Annotated in this window: 8 protein-coding genes; all 8 read right to left on the bottom strand. The window is 71.1% G+C overall.

All coding sequences use genetic code 11. The features are described from left to right. Positions 1 to 113: 113 nt before the first annotated feature. The gene (locus tag RB628_RS10720) at positions 114 to 6,443 is read right to left on the bottom strand and encodes a type I polyketide synthase (RefSeq protein WP_318320099.1); all 6,330 of its coding nucleotides are present in this window, start codon (positions 6,441 to 6,443) and stop codon (positions 114 to 116) included. 228 nt (positions 6,444 to 6,671) lie between these two features. Beyond that, positions 6,672 to 8,315 carry an NAD(P)/FAD-dependent oxidoreductase gene (locus RB628_RS10715; protein WP_318320098.1) on the bottom strand — a complete coding sequence of 548 codons (1,644 nt, stop codon included), beginning with the start codon at positions 8,313 to 8,315 and terminating at the stop codon, positions 6,672 to 6,674. Between the two features lie 75 nt (positions 8,316 to 8,390). After that, a complete protein-coding gene (locus tag RB628_RS10710) occupies positions 8,391 to 11,258 on the bottom strand; it encodes an AAA family ATPase (RefSeq protein WP_318320097.1) in 2,868 nt (955 codons plus the stop codon). A gap of 95 nt (positions 11,259 to 11,353) precedes the next feature. Further along, on the bottom strand, positions 11,354 to 12,610 hold the full coding sequence (locus RB628_RS10705) for a cation:proton antiporter (RefSeq protein ID WP_318320096.1): 1,257 nt from the start codon (positions 12,608 to 12,610) through the stop codon (positions 11,354 to 11,356). 89 nt (positions 12,611 to 12,699) lie between these two features. Beyond that, complete coding sequence (locus tag RB628_RS10700) at positions 12,700 to 13,974, bottom strand: NAD(P)/FAD-dependent oxidoreductase (protein ID WP_318320095.1); 1,275 nt, start codon at positions 13,972 to 13,974, stop codon at positions 12,700 to 12,702. A gap of 246 nt (positions 13,975 to 14,220) precedes the next feature. After that, positions 14,221 to 15,228, bottom strand: coding sequence for an MBL fold metallo-hydrolase (locus RB628_RS10695; protein ID WP_318320094.1), 1,008 nt, complete (start codon positions 15,226 to 15,228; stop codon positions 14,221 to 14,223). Positions 15,229 to 15,355: 127 nt separating this feature from the next. Next, a complete protein-coding gene (locus tag RB628_RS10690; RefSeq protein ID WP_318320093.1) occupies positions 15,356 to 15,970 on the bottom strand; it encodes a TetR/AcrR family transcriptional regulator in 615 nt (204 codons plus the stop codon). A 58-nt stretch (positions 15,971 to 16,028) separates the two neighbouring features. Then, complete coding sequence (locus RB628_RS10685; protein WP_318320092.1) at positions 16,029 to 17,600, bottom strand: DHA2 family efflux MFS transporter permease subunit; 1,572 nt, start codon at positions 17,598 to 17,600, stop codon at positions 16,029 to 16,031. Between the last annotated feature and the right edge of the window lie 3 nt (positions 17,601 to 17,603).

Raw genomic sequence — 17,603 nt, 5'->3', positions numbered from 1 at the left:
TCGTGGTAGGGGGCGGCGGTGGGGCTGGGGGACGGCTTCGGGGGCGGCCGGGGTCATGGGCTCGGGGTTCTCGGCAGCGAGGTTCTCGACAGCGGATTCGGCGTCGGCGGGCGTCACGTCCGCACCGCCGTAGCCGCCCTGTCCGCTGCGTCTGTCGAGTCCGCCGCGTCCGTCGCGTCCGTCATCGAGATCTGCTCGCTGAGCGCCTCGGAGAGGGCCCGCAGGCTGCCGTAGGTCCACAGCAGGGTCGGTGAGAGCCGCAGGCCCAGGGCTGCTTCCAGGCGGTTGCGCAGTTCGAGGCTCATCAGCGAGTCCAGGCCGAGCGACTCGAACAGGACGTCACGGTCCAGCCGTTCGGGGGCGAGGCTCAGTACCCGCGCGGCCAGCTCGCGCACCTTCGCCTCGACCAGCGCGGCGCGTTCCCCCTCCGGGACCCGCTCCACGGCGGCCAGGAAGGTACTGCCGGACCCGACGGTCCCGTCCTCCTTGAGCGCCGTGTACAGGTCCCGCCAGACGCTGTGCGCGACGGTGTCGGGGTACGAGTCGAACCACCGGCGCAGGTTGACGGGCACATAGCCGGTCACGGGCCGGTCCGCGCGCAGCATCCGGACGAGCGCCGCCCAGGCCTCCTCGGCCGGGAAGCTCTCCATACCGCGTTCCGCGAGGCGGGCGCCGGCATGTCCGTCCCGGGCTGCGAGGCCGATGTCCGCGAAGGGGCCCCACTGGACGCTGAGGGCCGGCAGCCCGCGCCCGCGGCGGGCTGCGGCGAAGGCGTCGAGGTAGGCGTTGGCGGCGGCGTACGCGGCCTGCCCGGCGTTGCCCACCAGGGCCGCGGCGGAGGAGAACAGGACGAAGAAGTCCAGCGGATCCCCGGCCGTGACGGCGTCGAGGTTGCGTACCCCGTCCACCTTGGGCTGGAGCACCTTGGCCAGCTGACGCGGCGTGACGGTACCGACCGTGGCGTCGTCGACCACACCGGCGGCATGCACGACACCGCGCAGCGGCGGGAGTCCGCGCTCGCGCAGTTCCCCGAGCCCCCGGCGCAGTGCCGCCCGGTCGGCGACGTCGCAGCGCAGCGTCTCGACGACTGCTCCCCGTCGGCGCAGCGCCGCCAGCCTCGCCTCGGTCTCGCCGCCCGGCGCCGACCGTCCGGCAAGGACGAGCGTGCCCGCGCCGTGGCCGACGAGGAAGTCGGCGAGCGACAGACCCAGCGCGCCCAGGCCGCCGGTGATCAGATAGCTGCCGTCGGACCTGAACCGGCCCTCCGGCAGCGGTTCCGGAGCGACGTGCTCGACGCCCTGAAAGCCCGTCAGCACCAACCGTGCCAGGTCGTGGTCGTGGTCGTCGGCGAACCGGGCTCCTCCCGGCCCGGCGCAGTCGTGGGCGCGCACCGGCAGGGGTTCCAGTCGTCCGCCTGCCACCTGCTCCCAGACCGTGCCGAGCAGCCGGGCGAACACGGCAGGCCTGCGTTCCCGCAGCCCGTCCAGGTCCACGGAGGCGAAGGTGGCGCCCGCGCGGATCGTGTTCAGGGCGACGGTCGAGCCGTCGACGGTGCCCCCGGTGGCGTCCTCGACGAACCGCCCGTCCCGGGAGAGCAGTTCCCACGCCCGTCCGGCGGCGGGTCCCGCCTGCGGCCCCAGCACCACGTCGACTCCGCCGCCCGTGACCTCACGCACAGTGTCGGCCCAGTCGGGATCCCGTACGTCGACCACGAGCTCGACGCCGTGCTCCCGCAGCAGCTCGCGTTCCCGTTCCCCGTGCGCGGTGACGACGACGGTCCGCGCCCCGTGGCACCGGGCGACCTGGACGGCGGCCAGGCAGTCCGGCAGGGCCTGCGAGTGGACCAGTACGGTCTCGTCCGGTTCCAGCCTGCCGACCTCCGTCAGCGCGTACCAGGCGGTGGCCAGCGGCAGGGACAGGGCCGCCGCCTCCGTGTCGCCGATCCGGTCCGGAACGCGCAGGACGTGCGCGGCCGGTGCGACGACGTGGCCGGCCAGAGCGCCGGAGGTCACGGCCACGACGCGGTCGCCGGCCCGGGGCGCGTCGACACCGGAGCCGACGGCGGTGACGCGGCCCACGCACTCCCGGCCGAGCAACGCCGTGTCGCCGCCCGCGATTCGGCGTACGTCGGCGGGTGACAGGGCACCCGCGGCCACCTCGATCTCGACCTGGCCGGGTCCGGGGGCGGTACGCGGCAGCGGAAGGAAGCCCAGCGTGTCCCGCGTACCGGAGCGGGCGGCGCCGACGCGGAAGGGCTGACGCCCGGTGTGCCACTCGGGCGCGGCGGCCGGGGCCTCATGGGCGTCCTGGCCGCGTACGATCCGGGCGGCCAGGTGCCGTCCGTGCCGCAGCGCCAGCTGGTTCTCGCCCGCGGGGGTGCGGAGCGCGGCGGCGCAGTCCGCGGCCCAGCCCGGGGCGGCGGCGTCCACGTCGACGAGGCGCGCTTCGAGTTCCGGGTGCTCGCGCTGGACGACCCGTCCGAAACCCCAGTACAGGGCCCCGCCCGGATCGGGGATCTCGGTACCGTCGGTGGCCTGGGCCCCGTGGGTGACCACCGTCAGCCGGGGCAGGGTGCCCAGGGCCGCGCAGGCCCGGACGACAGCGGTGAGCTGGTTGAGCCCGCGGTGCTGGGCGTCGGGTCCGACGCACGAGCGCGGCGCGACGAACACCACCTCGTCGACCTCGGTGGCGCCGCCCAGCGGTTCGGCCGCGCCGGCGGCGACGTCCCGCACCTCGGCGCCCGCCCCGGCCAGTGCGGCCCCCAGCGCCTGGGCGGTGGCGTCGGCGCTGCCGCACAGGATCCAACGACCCCCGGTGCCCGCGACCGGCACGGAGGGCTCGTGCGCGACCTCCGTCCAGCGGACGCGATGCAGCCGGTCGGCGTCGGCGTTCGCGTGCCGTCCGTCGCCGCTCGGCAGGGGGCGCAGCTCCAGGCCTTCCATCACCAGCAGCGCGCGGTGGTCGGTGTCGAAGAGCCGTACGTCGAGCGTGCCGTCGTCGTTGCGGACCACGTGGGACCAGAGGGAGACGACCGGCTCCTCGGGAGTGTGCGGGAGGTGGATGGCGCGCACCGCCGTCGGCATCAGCACCTCGTTGCCCTCGGTCAGGGCGAGACCGACCTGGAGCGCGGCGTCCCAGAGGGCGGGGTGCAGCACCGGCGGACGGTTGCCCGCGCGCAGCCGCTCGCCGAGCCGCAGTTCACCGAGTGCCTCCTGTCCGGAGGGGTGTGTGTACAGGGCCGTGACGGCCTGGAAGGCGGGCCCGTACACCTGGCCGCGCCGGGCGCACAGCCGGTAGAAGGCCTCCGGGTCGGCGCTGTCGAGTCCCTCGGCCCAGTTGGGGAAGCCGGGCAGTTCAAGGGCCCTGTCACGGTGATCGGCGCGTGCGGTGGAGACGACGTGCCACTCGTCGCCGCCGTCGGACAGCGACATCAGCCGGAAGCCGCCGCCCCCGTCGGGCGTGTCCTGCCATTCGGCCGTGAGCCGCACGGCTCCCCGGTCCAGCGTCACCTCCTTGCGGAACACGACATCCGCGAGCCGGCGCGGCATGGTCCCGGTCCGGGCCCGGGCGGTGTGCAGTGCCAGGGCCAGCATGCCCGCGCCCGGCAGCACCGCCGTGTCGTACAGCTTGTGGTCGGCGAGCCAGGGCTGCTCCTCCAGGGAGAGTTCCAGTGCGCCCTGCCAGACTCCGGCCCGGCCCGGAGCCGGGGTGAGCGGGGCGGCCTCGAAGCCCTGGGCGGCGGCCGTACGGCGCCTGCCCTCGGCCGGCCAGAAGCTCTCTCGTTCCATGGGGTAGCCGGGCACCGGGAACCGGCTGTCACGGGGCAGCCCGCCGAAGGGTTCGAGGCCGGCGGTGTAGGCGCGGGCCAGGGCCCGGGCGAAGTCGTGGGTGGAGCCCTGTCCGCGGCGCAGCGTGGTGAGTACGGCGGGCGGCTCGGGGCGTTCGGCCGCCAGCTGTTCCAGCGCGGGGGCCAGTACCGGGTGCGGGCTGATCTCGACGATGTGGGTGACTCCGTCGTCGAGCAGCGCGGTCATCGAGGAGACGAGCTCGATGGGCCTGCACAGGTTCCGTACCCAGTAGTCCGCGTCGAGTTCGCCGCCCTCCACCAGCCGGGCGTCGACGGTCGACATCACCGGGATCACCCCGGCGCCGGGCCGGACCGAGGAGAGCTCCGACATCATGTCGTCGCGCAGTTCCTCCATGCCCGCGCTGTGCGAGGCGTAGTCGATGTTGACGAGCCCGCAGTACGTGCCCTCGGCCTCCAGCAGCTCCTTGAGTGCCAGGATGTGGTCCTTGTCGCCGGAGAGCACCGACATGTGGGGGCCGTTGTGCGCGGCGAAGGACACCTCGTCCTCGAAGCCCTCCATCGCCCGCGTCGCGGCTTCGCGGTCCAGGTCCACGGCGAGCATCAGTCCGCGCCCCGACACCTTGCGGGTGATCAGCGAGCCGCGCCGGGCGAGGATGAGCGCGGCGTCGTCGTACGACAAAACGCCCGCGCAGGTGGCCGCGGTGATCTCGCCCTGGCTGGTGCCGAGGACGACGTCGGGCTCGACGCCCGCCGCCCGCCACAGCTCGGCGAGACCGAGCGACATCGCCCACAGGACGGGTTGCAGGACGTCGGTGCGGGTCGTCCAGTTCTCCACGACGGAGCCTTCCGCCGCCCTGAAGGAGGCGCCGGTGTCGGTGAAGACGTCGAGCAGATGCCAGTCGGTGTGCGGTGCGAGGGCCTTGGCACAGCGGTCGACGACGGCGGCGAACACCGGGCTGTCCCGGTACAGTTCGCGACCCATGTCCCGCCACTGCGACCCCTGACCGGGGAAGACGAAGGCGGTGCGGCCCCGCGGTGTCGCCCGGCCGGTCACCACACCGGTGGCGTCGGCGCGGTCCTCGGCGAGCGCCGTGAGCGCCGTGCGCAGTTCCTCGGGTCCGGCCGCGAGGAACGCCGCCCGCTCGGGGAAGTGGTCGCGGCGCCAGGCCAGGGTCCCGGCCAGCTCGGTGACGGCGGCCTCCCCGACGGGCAGGGCCGGGAGGTTGTCGTGCAGCTGGGCCGCGCGCCGGGCCAGGACGGGGGCGTGCCGCGCGGACAGGGTGACCACGGCGGGCAGCCCGGTGCCGGTCGGCCGGTGTGCGCCGGGGGCCTTGGCGGCCTCGGCGGGCGGGCTCGCCACGACGACGTGTGCGTTGGTACCGCCCCAGCCGAAGGAGTTCACGCCGAGGTAGACGGGGCGGTCGTCGGGCAGCCGCAGCGGCTCGCGCACCACGCTCAGGTTCAGGTCGTCGAAGGGGATGTCGGGGTTGAGTTCCTCGGCGTGCAGGGTCGGGGGTACCACCCGGTGGCGGAGCGAGAGCAGTACCTTGAAAAGTCCGGCGAGACCCGAACTCCCCTCCAAATGACCGATGTTGGTCTTCACGGAGCCGATCGGCAGCGGATCCCCGGCGGGCCGTGCCCGGCCCAGGACGCCGCCGAGGGCCGCCGCCTCGGTCGGGTCGCCGCGTTTGGTGCCGGTGCCGTGCGCCTCGACGTAGGAGAGGGCCGAGGCGGGTACCGGGCTCTGCTCGTAGGTGCGGCGCAGCAGGTCCTCCTGCCCCTCCTGGCTGGGGCTCACCATGCTGTGCCCGCCCCCGTCGTTGTTCGACAGGGTGCTGACGATGACGCCGTGGACCCGGTCGCCGTCCGCCAGCGCCCGGCTCAGGGTCTTCAGGTAGACCACGGCGACGCCCTCACCGCGTACGAAGCCGTTGGCGGACTTGGCGAATGAGGCGCAGCGGCCGTCCGGTGACAGTCCGCCGAAGTGGGTCAGGCCCACGGTGACGTGCGGGTCCATCATCAGGTTGGTGCTGCCGACGATCGCGGCGTCGATGTCGCCGTGCCGCAGCGCCCGGGCGGCCAGGTCGAGCCCGACCAGGCCGGAGGAGCAGCCGGTGTCCACGGCCAGGCTCGGTCCGCGCAGTTTCAGGAAGTACGACAGCCTGGTGGCGAGGATGTCGCGCCCCGTGCCGACCAGAGTGTGCGAGGTGTGCCGGGCGCCCCGTGCCTTGCGCAGGAGTTCGTAGTCGTGCCAGACCGACGCCACGTAGACGCCGGTGCGGGTGCCGGCGAGGTCGGCGGCGCGCTGGCCGGCGTCCTCGAGAGCGCGCCATCCCACCTCCAGCAGGAGCCGCTGCTGGGGGTCCGTCGCGGCGGCCTCGCGGGGCGAGACCCCGAAGAACCCGGCGTCGAAGAGGTCGATGTCGTCGATGAACCCGCCGACGGCGGGGATTCTCAGCTCCGGGTCAAGCTGGACCGTGCTGTCCCAGCGGTCGGCCGGTACGGGCCCGATGGCCTCCTGGCGCTCCATCAGGAGCGTCCACAGGCTCTCGGTGTCCGGGGCTCCCGGGAACCGGCCGGCCATGCCGACGACGGCGATCAGGTCTGCGGGGTCAAGCGCTGAGTTCGCGTCCATTCGCTGCCTTCTCGTCCTGGAGGGGTTTCACCGGGTCCGAAGCCGTGCCGCCCGGAAGTACGAGCGCTCCAGGACCTCTACGGCAGCATCATTGATGCCGGATATCCGTGGAGCGCTCACTCGTCAGAATATGGGCCGTGCTTCCCCGGGAACACCCCCTGCTCGCGCGACGGGTCGGCATTCCCAGGGGCCCCTCAAGAACGTATAGGGGTGGGGTGTTCCGACGAATTACCTACCGGCCTTCAGCCGCATACGGACCAGCCCCTTACTCGCGTTGATCATTCGCTTCCCGATCTCCGGTGGAGCATCGTTCCGGCACCACCGGGCATTCATCAGCATCTTGCCCGGAGACATGGCGAAGCACCGGGTGTCACGTTCTCCGAACTTGAAGGAGGGGGCGATGAAGTCGGCTTCGTGAATGACCTGCAAAATCTTCCTGGCCGCGTCCCCCGGCTGCTCCGTCCCGGCCTCCACGGCGCGGCACAGTTCCCGGGCGCGGTGGCCCATCTCGTTGAATCCGGAGCTGATCGGAAGGGGCGATCCCGGGTGTCCGTGCTCTTCGAGCTCACGGAATACCGCGTCGTTCCCGGTGCGTTCGAACCGGTAGAAGGCGTCTTCCAGCATGACGTTTCCGAGCATGGTGCCGAGCATCCAGGTCCGGTTGACCGCATTCCACAGCTCGTAGTCGCGGAATCCGACGAACGAGCTGTAGACGAGGTCGTCGTGGAAGTCGAAGAGCCCCTGCTGGAGGTCCTCCAGATACCCGAACCGGTCCATGGACCAGTCACCGTCCTTGGCGGCCGCGATGATGCGCCAGCCCAGGGCGTTGACGAGTTCGAGCGTGTTGGTCAGGCCGCGCGAGTACAGCGCGTCGATGAAACCGGCCGCGTGCGAGGTGAGGCAGAACCGCTCACCGACGACCTGCTTGGCCGAGTACTGGAGCCGGCCGGTGGAGACCCACGGGCGCACGGCCGAGGCATTGCGAAACTGGTGGGCGATCTCCGGGAAGCGGCGCAGGAAGTCGTCGAACTCCTCCTGCGGGTCCTCGTCGCCCTTGGGGAAGACCCGCGGGTCTAGCGTGAGCCCCACGCTGCACAGCGGGTTGAGGGACTCGGGGCTGTTGTCGAAGGGGATGACCCAGAGCCAGCCGCCGTCGAAGACGTGGTGCAGGGTTCCGTGGTGCCAGGGGTTGGGCTGGTCGTGCCGCCGGGCGGCGGGCGCCTTGTCGAAGGGCTCCACGCCGATCATGTGCGTGAACAGGCACCGCGAGTTCGTCCGCGCCCGGGTGGGCGTCTCACGCAGCGCGAACTTCTCGGCCAGCGGGGAACGGAATCCACTCCCGTCGACCACATAACTGGCACGGAACTCCTCACCGCTGTCCGTGCGCAGTACCGCACCGCTGTCCGGGTCTATCTCGACGTCGGCGATACGGGTGTTCAGCCGAGGTGTGGCACCGTATTTGACGGCGACGTGGAAGAGATACGCGTCGATGTCCTGACGGAAGAGATGAGTTTCCGTACGCAGGACGGACGGCACCACCAACTGGTTGATCTCCTGCCAGTTCTGGGACTGTCCCTCACGGTGGTAGACGAACCCGAAGTTCTGCTTCTGTCCGCAGTTGCGCGAGACGTTCTCGCGGATTCCCTTGAAGCTGGACAGCGCCCGCAGTTCGGGAACCTGATAGCGCTCGGCAACCAGCCTCGTCATTCCCGAGGTGTACGGGATCGTCGACTCACCCACGGCGAAGCGCGGATGCGTTCCCGCGTCGAGCAGCAACACCTTTACCCCGTTGCGCGCCAGCACCGCGCCGAGCATTCCTCCGGCCATACCGCTGCCGAGGATCGCCACGTCGTACTGGTCGCTCCGATTCATGCCATTCTTCATTCTCTGCAACCCCTAAGGTGATTGACCGGTCCTTTGTCGAGCGTGTGCGCCCGTTCTCCTGGTTCAGCCCGCGACCGCCTCGATGGCGCCGCCCGTCGGCAGGTCACCACGGGTCCGCACGCCGAGCTTCCGGAATATCCGGGTGAGGTGCTGCTCGACGGTGCTGACGGTGATGCCCAGCCGTTCGGATATCTGCCGGTTGGTGTGCCCGCGACCGGCCAGTTCGGCCACCCGCTGCTCCGCCGTGCTCAGCACGTCGTACATCCGGTCCGGCGGGGCGGAGCCGACCGCGTCCGTCCGGCCTCCTGAAGCGGCCCCGAACGGCGCGGCCCGCGTCGAGCGCGCCTCGTCGGCCAGATCAGGCGCGCCGCATTCCTCGGCCAGGCGGACGGCCCTGTCGAGCAGCGTCCTGGCACGGACCGGTCGGCCGGCCCGCGCCAGGGCCGTCCCGAGGTCGGCGAGCGCGCCCGCCAGTTGAAGCCGGTCGCCGCAGGCCTCCAGGACCACCACGGCGTTCCTGAGCAGAGCCGCCCGCTGCGAGGGCCGGCTCGCCGCGGCGACCGCCCGCAGCGCCATGCCCCGGGTGCGGGACCGCTCCTCACCTGCCAGCTCCAGCTGCTCCCGGGCAAGTTCGAGTGCCGCCGCGGCGGAGCCGAGGGCCAGCCGCGCGCGGGCCGCCCCGGAGCGCCAGGGGATCAGGGCGGGCTGGTCGAAGCCCCAGTGGCGCATCAGCTCGCCGCAGGTGGCGAAGTCGTCCAGCGCCGCGTGCGGTTGACCGGTGGCCAGGTAGTGGCTCCCTCTGGCCTGGAGGTAGTACAGGCCGAAGCGGCTGTGGAACATGCCCTCGGGGACCGGTACGTCCAGGTACTCGGCCGCGGCGGCGTGGTTGCCGGTGTCGGTGTTGGCCTGGATCAGGTTGGCCAGCGGTCCGCCGATGCACACGCCCCAGCTCTCAACGGGCACTTGGGCCAGCGCCGCCTCGGCGAGCTCCCTGGCCTGCACCGGGTTGCCCTGTCGCAGCGCGATCCCCGCCCGCAGGGAGGAGAACTCGGCTGTCCACAGGGGGACTTGACGGCTCCTCGCCTCGGCCAGCCAGTGGTCGCACCAGTCTGCCGCGGCGGTGATCCGGTCCGCGAACAGCAGCGCCGACACGGCACACGTGAGCCACTCGTGGGTGTTCCGGCCCAGCCGCATGGCCCGCATCGCGGCCTCCGCCGCGATCACCGCAGGCTGCCCGGGGCCGTGCCTCAGCACCTGGGAGAGCGCGGCTGCTCCCCGGCTGCGCGGATCGCCCGGCGAGGCGCCCCGCCGCCGTGTCTCGGGGCGCGGCCGTCCGCCGGTCCTGGACACCAGCGCGGGGTAGGTGGCGGAGAGGAGTTCCCGCGTGGCCCGGGCCTCCGCCGCGGCCACCGGGTCGGAGGCGTCCCCGCTCAGGCTGATGCGCTCGATCGCGTCGGCGGCCTCGTCGAACCGGCCGTGCCACAGCAGGTACTTGGCAAGCATCAGCGCGTACTGGTCCGGCAGCCGTCCGTCGCGCACCGCGGCGGCGAGTTCCACCAGATGCCGGGCGCCGATCGACGGGTCGAGCACCCAGGCCGTACCCGCGAGCAGCGCCTTGAGCCTGAGCCGCTCGACCTCGTCGTCGCAGACCCGCAGGGCCGCCTCCAGACAGGCCTGGGCCTCGGCGGGTCTGCTGGCCACCAGGTGCCGCTCGGCGGCCTCGCGCAGCACGGGAACCGTCCAGGGCAGCCGTACCGGTTCGGCGGCGAGCAACTGCCGGGCGACGGTGACCGCGGGCGCGCCCTCCTCGTACAGCAGTTCCGCCGCTCGCCGGCGCAACGCCGAGCGCTCCTGCCCGCTGAGGCCGCCGAGCGCGGCGATGCGCGCCACGGGGTGCGGTGGCCGGCCGTCGGTGAGCAGCCCTGCCGTGTCGAGCGCCCGCATCCCGCGGACGAGGACCGGCTCCTCCACGTCCGCCAGCCTGGCCACCAGGCGGGTGCCGGGTCGTACGGTACGGGGGTGCGCACGGGCTTCCGCGGGGCCGTTCGGCTCCGGCGGGCCGACGTCCCCGTCGAGTACGGCGAGTGCCTGGGCTATCCGCGGCAGGGCGGGCCAGCCGCGGTGCAGACAGCCCGTCGCGGCGTCGAGGTAGGCGTCGGCCACGACGAGCGGGGAGCCGTCGGGGTCGGTGGCGCGACAGCCGTTGTCCTCGGCGAGAGCGAGCACGAGCAGCGGGTTGCCGCCGCTGACGGTGTGGCAGTCGTCCGCCAGAGCCCGCGCGAGCGCGGGGGTGAAGCGCTGGGCCAGTACGGCGGCCACACCGTCGCGGGAGAGCCTGTTCAGCGTGAGGGGGCGGTAACCGGGTCGGCGCAGCAGTTCCGCGTGCAGCCGGGGGTCGGCGGGGCGGGACAGGGTGCACTCGGTCATCACCAGCACGATCGGGGCGGCCGACAACCGCCGCAGTACCAGCAGGAGCCAGTGGACGGACAGCGGGTCGGTGAACTGGACGTCGTCGACGCACAGCAGCAGCGGAGCACGCGCCGCGAGCCGTTCGACAGCGGAGCACAGGCGTCGCAGAGCGAGCGCCGTCCCGGGATCGAGCGCGACGGGTCCGGGACCCGTCTCGGCGAACGGGGCGCCGGCCCGCTCCAGCAGCCCGGTCAGTACCCGGTGGTCCTCCGCCGGGAGATCCACGTACCGCAGGAGTTGTCCCAGCACGCCGCCCGTGGACCGTCTCTCGGCCAGCGATCCGACCGCCCCCAGCACCTGGAAGCCCAGCTCTGCCGCTCTGCCGCCCAGTTCGGTCAGCAGAGCGGTCTTGCCGCAACCGATACCACCGGAGATCAGCGCCGCGCCCCCGCCGCCCCGGGCGCGTTCCCCGAGCAACTCCGACAGCGCGGCGAGCTCCCGCTCACGTTCGACCAGATACATATCGTGTGTGTCCCTCTGGGTGGGGGCCGACGTGTTCCGCTGGGCCGTGCCGGGCGGCGCCTGTGTACCCATGTGACGAGATGCCTGGGTGGTGACTAGGTGGAGGCCCTGGCGTCCTCCCGGCGCGTGTCCGCCGACCGGAGGTCCGGCTCCACGGGCTTCGTGTAGACGCGCGACAGCAGCGGGCCGGTCATCACGGTGGTGACCACGGCCATGACCACCATCAGGGAGTACAACGAGTTGTCCAGGAGGCCGATCTGAAGGCCCACTCCGAGAATGACCAGCTCGGTCAGGCCGCGGGTGTTCATCAGTGCGGCGAGGGCGGCGGACGGGCGGCCCGGCAGTTTCTGGAGCCGGGCTCCGAGGTACGTGCCGCCGAACTTGCCCACCACCGCGACCATCAGGATCAGTGAGAGTTCCACCAGTCCGTCGGCGCCGAGTCCGCTCAGGTCGACCTGGAAGCCGGCGACCACGAAGTAGATGGGCAGCAGCAGTCCGGTGAGGTGGCTGGTGCGGTCGTGGATGTCTGCCCGCAGGGCCTGCGCGCCCTCCCTCGGCACCACCAGGCCGAACAGGAAGGCACCGAAGATGAAGTGCATGCCGATGGCCTCGGTCGCGGTGGCGGACAGCAGCGCTCCGATGAGGACGACCGCGAACCGCCATGGAGTGAAGGTCCGCGCCTCGCCGCCCGGGGCGAGGAACCACTTCAGCAGCGGCCTGACCACGAGCACCATGAACACCGCGTACGGCAGCGTGAGTGCGACCAGCCAGTGGCTTCCGGCGCCGCCGACGGACGCGTTGACCGCGGCGAGCGCCACCCAGGCCACCACGTCGACGACCGCCGCCGTCGCCAGCGCGATGGAGCCGACCGCCGTCCTGCTCAGCCCGCGATCGGTGAGGATGCGGGCGAGGACCGGGAACGCGGTGACCGAGACGGAGAGCCCGATGAAGACCACGAACGCGGTGGGGTTGTCGGTGTCGTGACTGTTCAGGAAGACCAGCCCGAGGCCGACGCCGAGCACGAACGGCACCGCCGTGGAACCCAGTGCCGTCGACGCGGTGAGCCTTCCGTGGCCTCGCAGAGTGCTCTGCTCGATTTCGAGACCGACCGCGAACATGAAGAGCACGACGCCGAGATTGGCCATGCCGACCAGCATCGGACGTACTTCCGAGGGGAACAGGTTGTCGCTCAGCGCGCCGTTGAGCAGGGTTGGGCCGAGCAGCACTCCCGCGAGGATCTCCCCGACGACCGGCGGCTGCTGGACACGGGCGGCCAGATGCCCCAGACCACGGGCCAGCAGAAGAATCAGTGCGATGTCGAGGAACAGGATCTGAAGTTGATGACTAGACATTTCCCGGAACGGTCCTCACCAATCGGCGCAACTGGTTTTCGGGCACGACGGGACAGCCGCCACGGCGCGGCGGCTGTCCCGCACGGGGTTCAGGACTCGGCGGGTTCCTGACTCGCCGCATCCGAGATCAGGTCATCCAATCCGATGTGGAACATCGGGTGGTTTCCGCTGAGGCCGGAGATCAGTGTGACGAAGTCGTCGGCGGGCTTCTGCTCGTGTTCCGGGTCGATCATTTCCTGGGCGAGGCTGTGGTAGAACTCCTTGTACTTCGTGCGGTCGTAGAACCGCTCGACGAATTCACGGATCTCGTCGAAGAATCCCGAATACGCGGTCGCGTAACGGTCGAGCGCCTTCTCCTCGATCTCCGGGTGCTTGATGATCTGGTCGACGATCGTGGCCAGGGTGCTGCCGGCCAGCGACGCCAGGGCGACACCGGTGGAGAACAGCGGGTCGACGAAGGCGGCGGAGTCGCCGACCAGCACCCAGCCGTCGCCGTAGAACCGGTCCGAGTGGTACGACCAGTCGCGCGCCGTGCGGAAGCCGGCGGACTGCCGGGCACCGCGCAGCATGTGCTTGAGCTTGGTCGTGCGTCCCCGCTCGTCGTGGAACAGCTGCTCCAGCGAGTGCCCGGACTCACCGGCCGTCGCGGACCGGGTCACGTAGCCGACGCTGATGGTGCCCTTGTCGATCGGGATGGCCCAGAACCAGCCATCGTCGAGGCCTTCGATCAGGATGTTGGTGTACTCGTCGCCTTCGAGCCGCTCGCAGTTGTCGAAGTACGTCCACACGGCGACGTTGCGCAGCTCGTCGTGCCACTTGACCTCGGTGAACCGGCGGCTGAGCACCCGGGCCTGGCCGGAGGCGTCCACCACGAGCCCGGCGCGCACCTCCTGGACGCCCTCCGTGCCACGGAGGGTGTAGCGGACGCCGACGACCCGGCCGTTCTCCTCGATCGGCTCCTTGACCGTGGCGTCCTCGATGATGTGGGCGCCCAGTTCCCGGGCCCGGTCCAGGATCAGTGCGTCCAGGTCGGCCCTGCGGGTGTGGAACGCGTACGGGTACTTCCCCTTGAGGAAGGCGAACTTCCAGGGGATCTGGTTGTTGCCCCAGACAAGACTTCCGCCGTACTTCCGCTCGAAGCCCCGCTCATCCATGCGCTCGGTGAGCCCCATTTCCTCCATGGGACGCATGAAGGCGGGAATGAGCGACTCACCGACGTGATAGCGCGGAAAACGTTCCCGGTCGAGTACGAGCACCCGGTGGCCGCGCTTGGCGAGGAGCCCGGCCGTCGTAGCACCGGCCGGTCCTCCCCCGATGACTATGACGTCATAGTCGGCGGAAATTCCGAAAAGACTGGACGACATGCGTAGACCTTCCCCTCGTCCGATGCAGGCACGGTGACGAATAAGAGCGCTGTCCTGCTCCAGTACACGCCACGAGTCTGCATCAACCCTCCTGGAGAAAGTCTGGATGCAACCTAAATGGAGGAGGTCTGGATACTCTCTGGATCCCTTCTGGCGAGGCATTTCGGAAACATTCGAGGATTGTTTACATGCCTGAAATGGAAAATCCAGACCGGTCGGCCCCGGCCGACCCGATCTGGATTCCGGTCAGTTTCCGCCGAGTACCCGGGACGCCCCGATGGGCAGGTCCCAGAGTTCGTCGTCCGAATGGCCCGCCGCCGCCCAGGCCGCCCGCACGCGGTGCAGGGGTTCGAGCGGTGCCTCGGCGGAGAGCAGGAAGGTCGCCCAGTGCATCGGGACCATGATCCGCGCCTTGAGGTCGGCGCACGCCTGTACCGCCTCTTCGGGCGAGGTGTGGACCGGGGCCAGCATCCAGCGTGGCTCGTAGGCACCGATGGGCAGGAGCGCCGCGTCGATTCCCGGGTATCGCCGGCCGATCTCCTCGAACCAGTGGCCGTAGCCGGTGTCCCCGGCGAAGTACACGCGCTTGCCGTCCTGAGCGGTGATCATCCAACCGCCCCACAGACTGCGGCAGGTGTCGTTCAGCCCGCGCCGGCTCCAGTGGTGCGAGGGGACGAAGTCGAACCGGACCGGCCCCGCCTCCCCCTTCAGCTCCCCCGCCTCCCACCAGTCGAGTTCGGTGACGTGGGTGAACCGCCGGGCGCGGGCCCAGCGGGCGACTCCGGCCGGCACGAACAGCGGGGTGTCCCGGGGCAGTCTGGCGAGGGTGGGGGCGTCGAGATGATCGTAGTGGTTGTGGCTGATGAGGACCGCGTCGATCGGGGGGAGCTCCTCCCAGGGAACCCCCACCGGGGTGACCCGGTCCGGCGTGCCGAAGATCTTGCGTGACCAGACGGGGTCGGTGAGGACGGTCAGTCCGCCCACCCGCACGACCCAGCTGGCGTGCCCGGCCCAGGTCAGCCCGATCCCATTGGGTCCGGCATCGGGCAACGGGCCTGGTTCGTAAGGGAGTTCCTTGATCTGCGGCATGGTGTCGGCCGGAGGCCGCAGCCGCTCCCCGCGCAGCGCCAGGCGGACGAAGTCCGTGACGCCCGGCAGCGGGGAGGTCAGCCGGTCCGCGAAGGAGCCGGGCCAGGTACGGGTCTCGCCGGGGGGGCGGGGTACGGAGAGCGGAGGGTGGGCCTGTTCTGGCATGAAAGGGCTCCAAATGGGCGCGAGCGTGCGCGAACGCACGACTGCCGCCGAACGGAGGGAAGCGGGTACGGGGCCACGACAGCACCGACGCCCGCCGCGGAACGCCCGGCACACCGGACAGGGGCTGTCAGCCCTTGGCGAGGGCCCCGTGCAGCACGGCGTCCACCATGTCCTTGATCTGGTCCTCGGACAGCGGCCGTCCGTGTCCCAGGAAGAGCCGGAGGATGACCACTCCGCCCAGCATGTCGACGATGCCCGTGACGTTGACGTCCTTGCGTACGAGACCCATGTCCTGCCCGCCGACCAGCACGCGTTCCACGGCGTCCCGCCAGGGACAGACCCAGGTCTCCATATGACTGGTGGGGAAGTTCGGGTCGCTGACCGCCTGAGCGGCCAGGTGGGGCAGCAGGCGCCCCTCGGGGGCGTTCAGCAGACCGTCCCGCAGCCAGCAGGTCATCGCGAACAGATCGCCGTGCAGGTCACCGGTCTCCGGGACGTCGAAGTCGGCCATCAACGAGTCGAGCGCGTTGATGATCATCTCTTCCTTCGTCTTCCAGCGCCGGTAGACGGTCGCCCGGCCGACACCGGCGCGCCGGGCGACCTGCTCCATCGTGAGCCCCTGGAAACCGGACTCGCCCAGCAGCGACACCGTCGCCTTCAGGATCGCGGTGTCGGCGTTCCTGCTGCGCGGACGGCCGATTGTCCGGGGTGCGAGCTGGTGACCTTCACGGGTTTCGCGCATCTGTCCAGTCAGCCCTTCGGTAAACGTGCCGCCGAACTCCCTGTTCGCTTCGCAGAGTTCATCCTACGCGCTCGTCCTCGAGCTCAGCGGGCTTCCCGACGGGGCCGGCGGGCTTCTCGTGGGCCCTGGCCGCCCCCGAGGGCATCCAGGCGAACACCACCGCCGCCAGCACGAAGAGCACCATGCCGCCGCCGACAAGGGCGAGGTCCATGCTGTCCACGTAGACCTTCCGGGCGGTCTCGGCCAGTGCCTCGCCCTTGCTCCCCAGTTGCGCCGCGACCTGCAGGGCGGCTCCGACCGTCTCGCCCGCCGCATCGGCCGCGGGTTCGGGCAGCCCTCGGGTGGCGGACTCCATGTCGTCCTTGTACGCGGTGCCGAGCACACTGCCGAGCACGGCCACCCCGACGACACCGCCGACCTGACGGAAGGCGCTGGTCGCGCCGGACGCCTCGCCGGACTTCTCGTCGGGTGCCGTGGACAGGGCGGTGTGCATCGCGATCGCCAGTGTGAGGCCGATACCGAGGCCGAGCGGCAGTTGGGCGAGGGCGACGAAGGTGTCGCTCGAATCCACGCCCGTGGAGGAGAAGATCAGCAGACCGCCGCCCAGCAGCAGCAGGCCCGCCGTGACCGGGCCTCGCGGTCCCACCCGCGGAGCCAGGCGTTCGGCGCTGCCCGCGCCGACCATCACCGCGAGGACGACCGGCAGCATCCGCACGCCCGTGCCGAACGACGAGTTGCCCAGCACGGCCTGGAGGTAGGGGCTGAGCATGAACAGGAAGCCGGTCATGGCGAAGTGGACCATCAGCAGCGCCGCCACGGAGGCGCCGAAGCGCCGGTTGCGGAACGCCAGGACGTCCAGCAGCGGATGCTCGGTGGCCCGCTCACGCAGGACGAACAGGGTCAGGAACACCGCTCCCACCGCGGCCCCGACGAGCGTGGCCGCACTCAGCCAGCCCTCCTCGGGCGCCTGCGTCAGGGCGTAGGTGAGCGATCCCAGCCCGATCACGGACAGCACGGCCCCCTGCCAGTCGAACGCGTGCTCCCGCTGCCCCCTGCGCTCCGGGAAGAGGAACAGCCCGGCCACCATGGCCAGCGCGACGATCGGGATGTTGATCAGGAACACCGATCCCCACCAGAAGTGCTCCAGCAGCCAGCCGCCGGCCAGCGGGCCGATGGGCAGTCCCAGGGCCACCCCCGCCGACCAGATCGCCAGCGCCCGGGCCCGCTCCTGCGGCGCGAAGAGCACCGGCAGCATGGCGAGCGACACGGGCGTGATGACGGCCGCACCGAGCCCCATGACCGCGCGGCCGACGATCAGTTCTCCCGAGCTGTCCACGGCCATGGCGTATGCCGAGGCGAGGCCGAAGACCCCGAGCCCCCCCAGCAGCAGCCGCTTGAGACCGATGCGGTCGGCGAGCACGCCGAAAGGCAGCATCAGGCTCGCGAAGACCAGCAGGTAGGCGTTGTGGAACCACTGGAGCTCGGAGTTGGAGGCGCCTAACGCGTCGACCAGCTCCGGCATCGCCACGTACAGGATGGTCGCGTCCAGGCCGTTCACGAGGACGCAGACGACCAGGACGCCAAGCGCCCACCAACGCTTGGGGTTGTCCCAGATGGCATCTGTTGACACGGG

Source organism: Streptomyces sp. ADMS, assembly GCF_033441795.1.
Classification (GTDB): Bacteria; Actinomycetota; Actinomycetes; order Streptomycetales; family Streptomycetaceae; genus Streptomyces.
Note: the sequence above shows the minus strand (reverse complement) of the source record. Positions and strands in the feature narration are given on the sequence as shown.

Excerpts from the sequence above, each read along its gene's own strand:
- RB628_RS10715 (WP_318320098.1), bottom strand. The coding sequence starts at position 8,315 with ATGAATCGGAGCGACCAGTACGACGTGGCGATCCTCGGCAGCGGTATG.
- RB628_RS10690 (WP_318320093.1), bottom strand. The coding sequence starts at position 15,970 with ATGCGCGAAACCCGTGAAGGTCACCAGCTCGCACCCCGGACAATCGGC.
- RB628_RS10720 (WP_318320099.1), bottom strand. The coding sequence starts at position 6,443 with ATGGACGCGAACTCAGCGCTTGACCCCGCAGACCTGATCGCCGTCGTC.
- RB628_RS10705 (WP_318320096.1), bottom strand. The coding sequence starts at position 12,610 with ATGTCTAGTCATCAACTTCAGATCCTGTTCCTCGACATCGCACTGATT.
- RB628_RS10695 (WP_318320094.1), bottom strand. The coding sequence starts at position 15,228 with ATGCCAGAACAGGCCCACCCTCCGCTCTCCGTACCCCGCCCCCCCGGC.
- RB628_RS10710 (WP_318320097.1), bottom strand. The coding sequence starts at position 11,258 with ATGTATCTGGTCGAACGTGAGCGGGAGCTCGCCGCGCTGTCGGAGTTG.
- RB628_RS10700 (WP_318320095.1), bottom strand. The coding sequence starts at position 13,974 with ATGTCGTCCAGTCTTTTCGGAATTTCCGCCGACTATGACGTCATAGTC.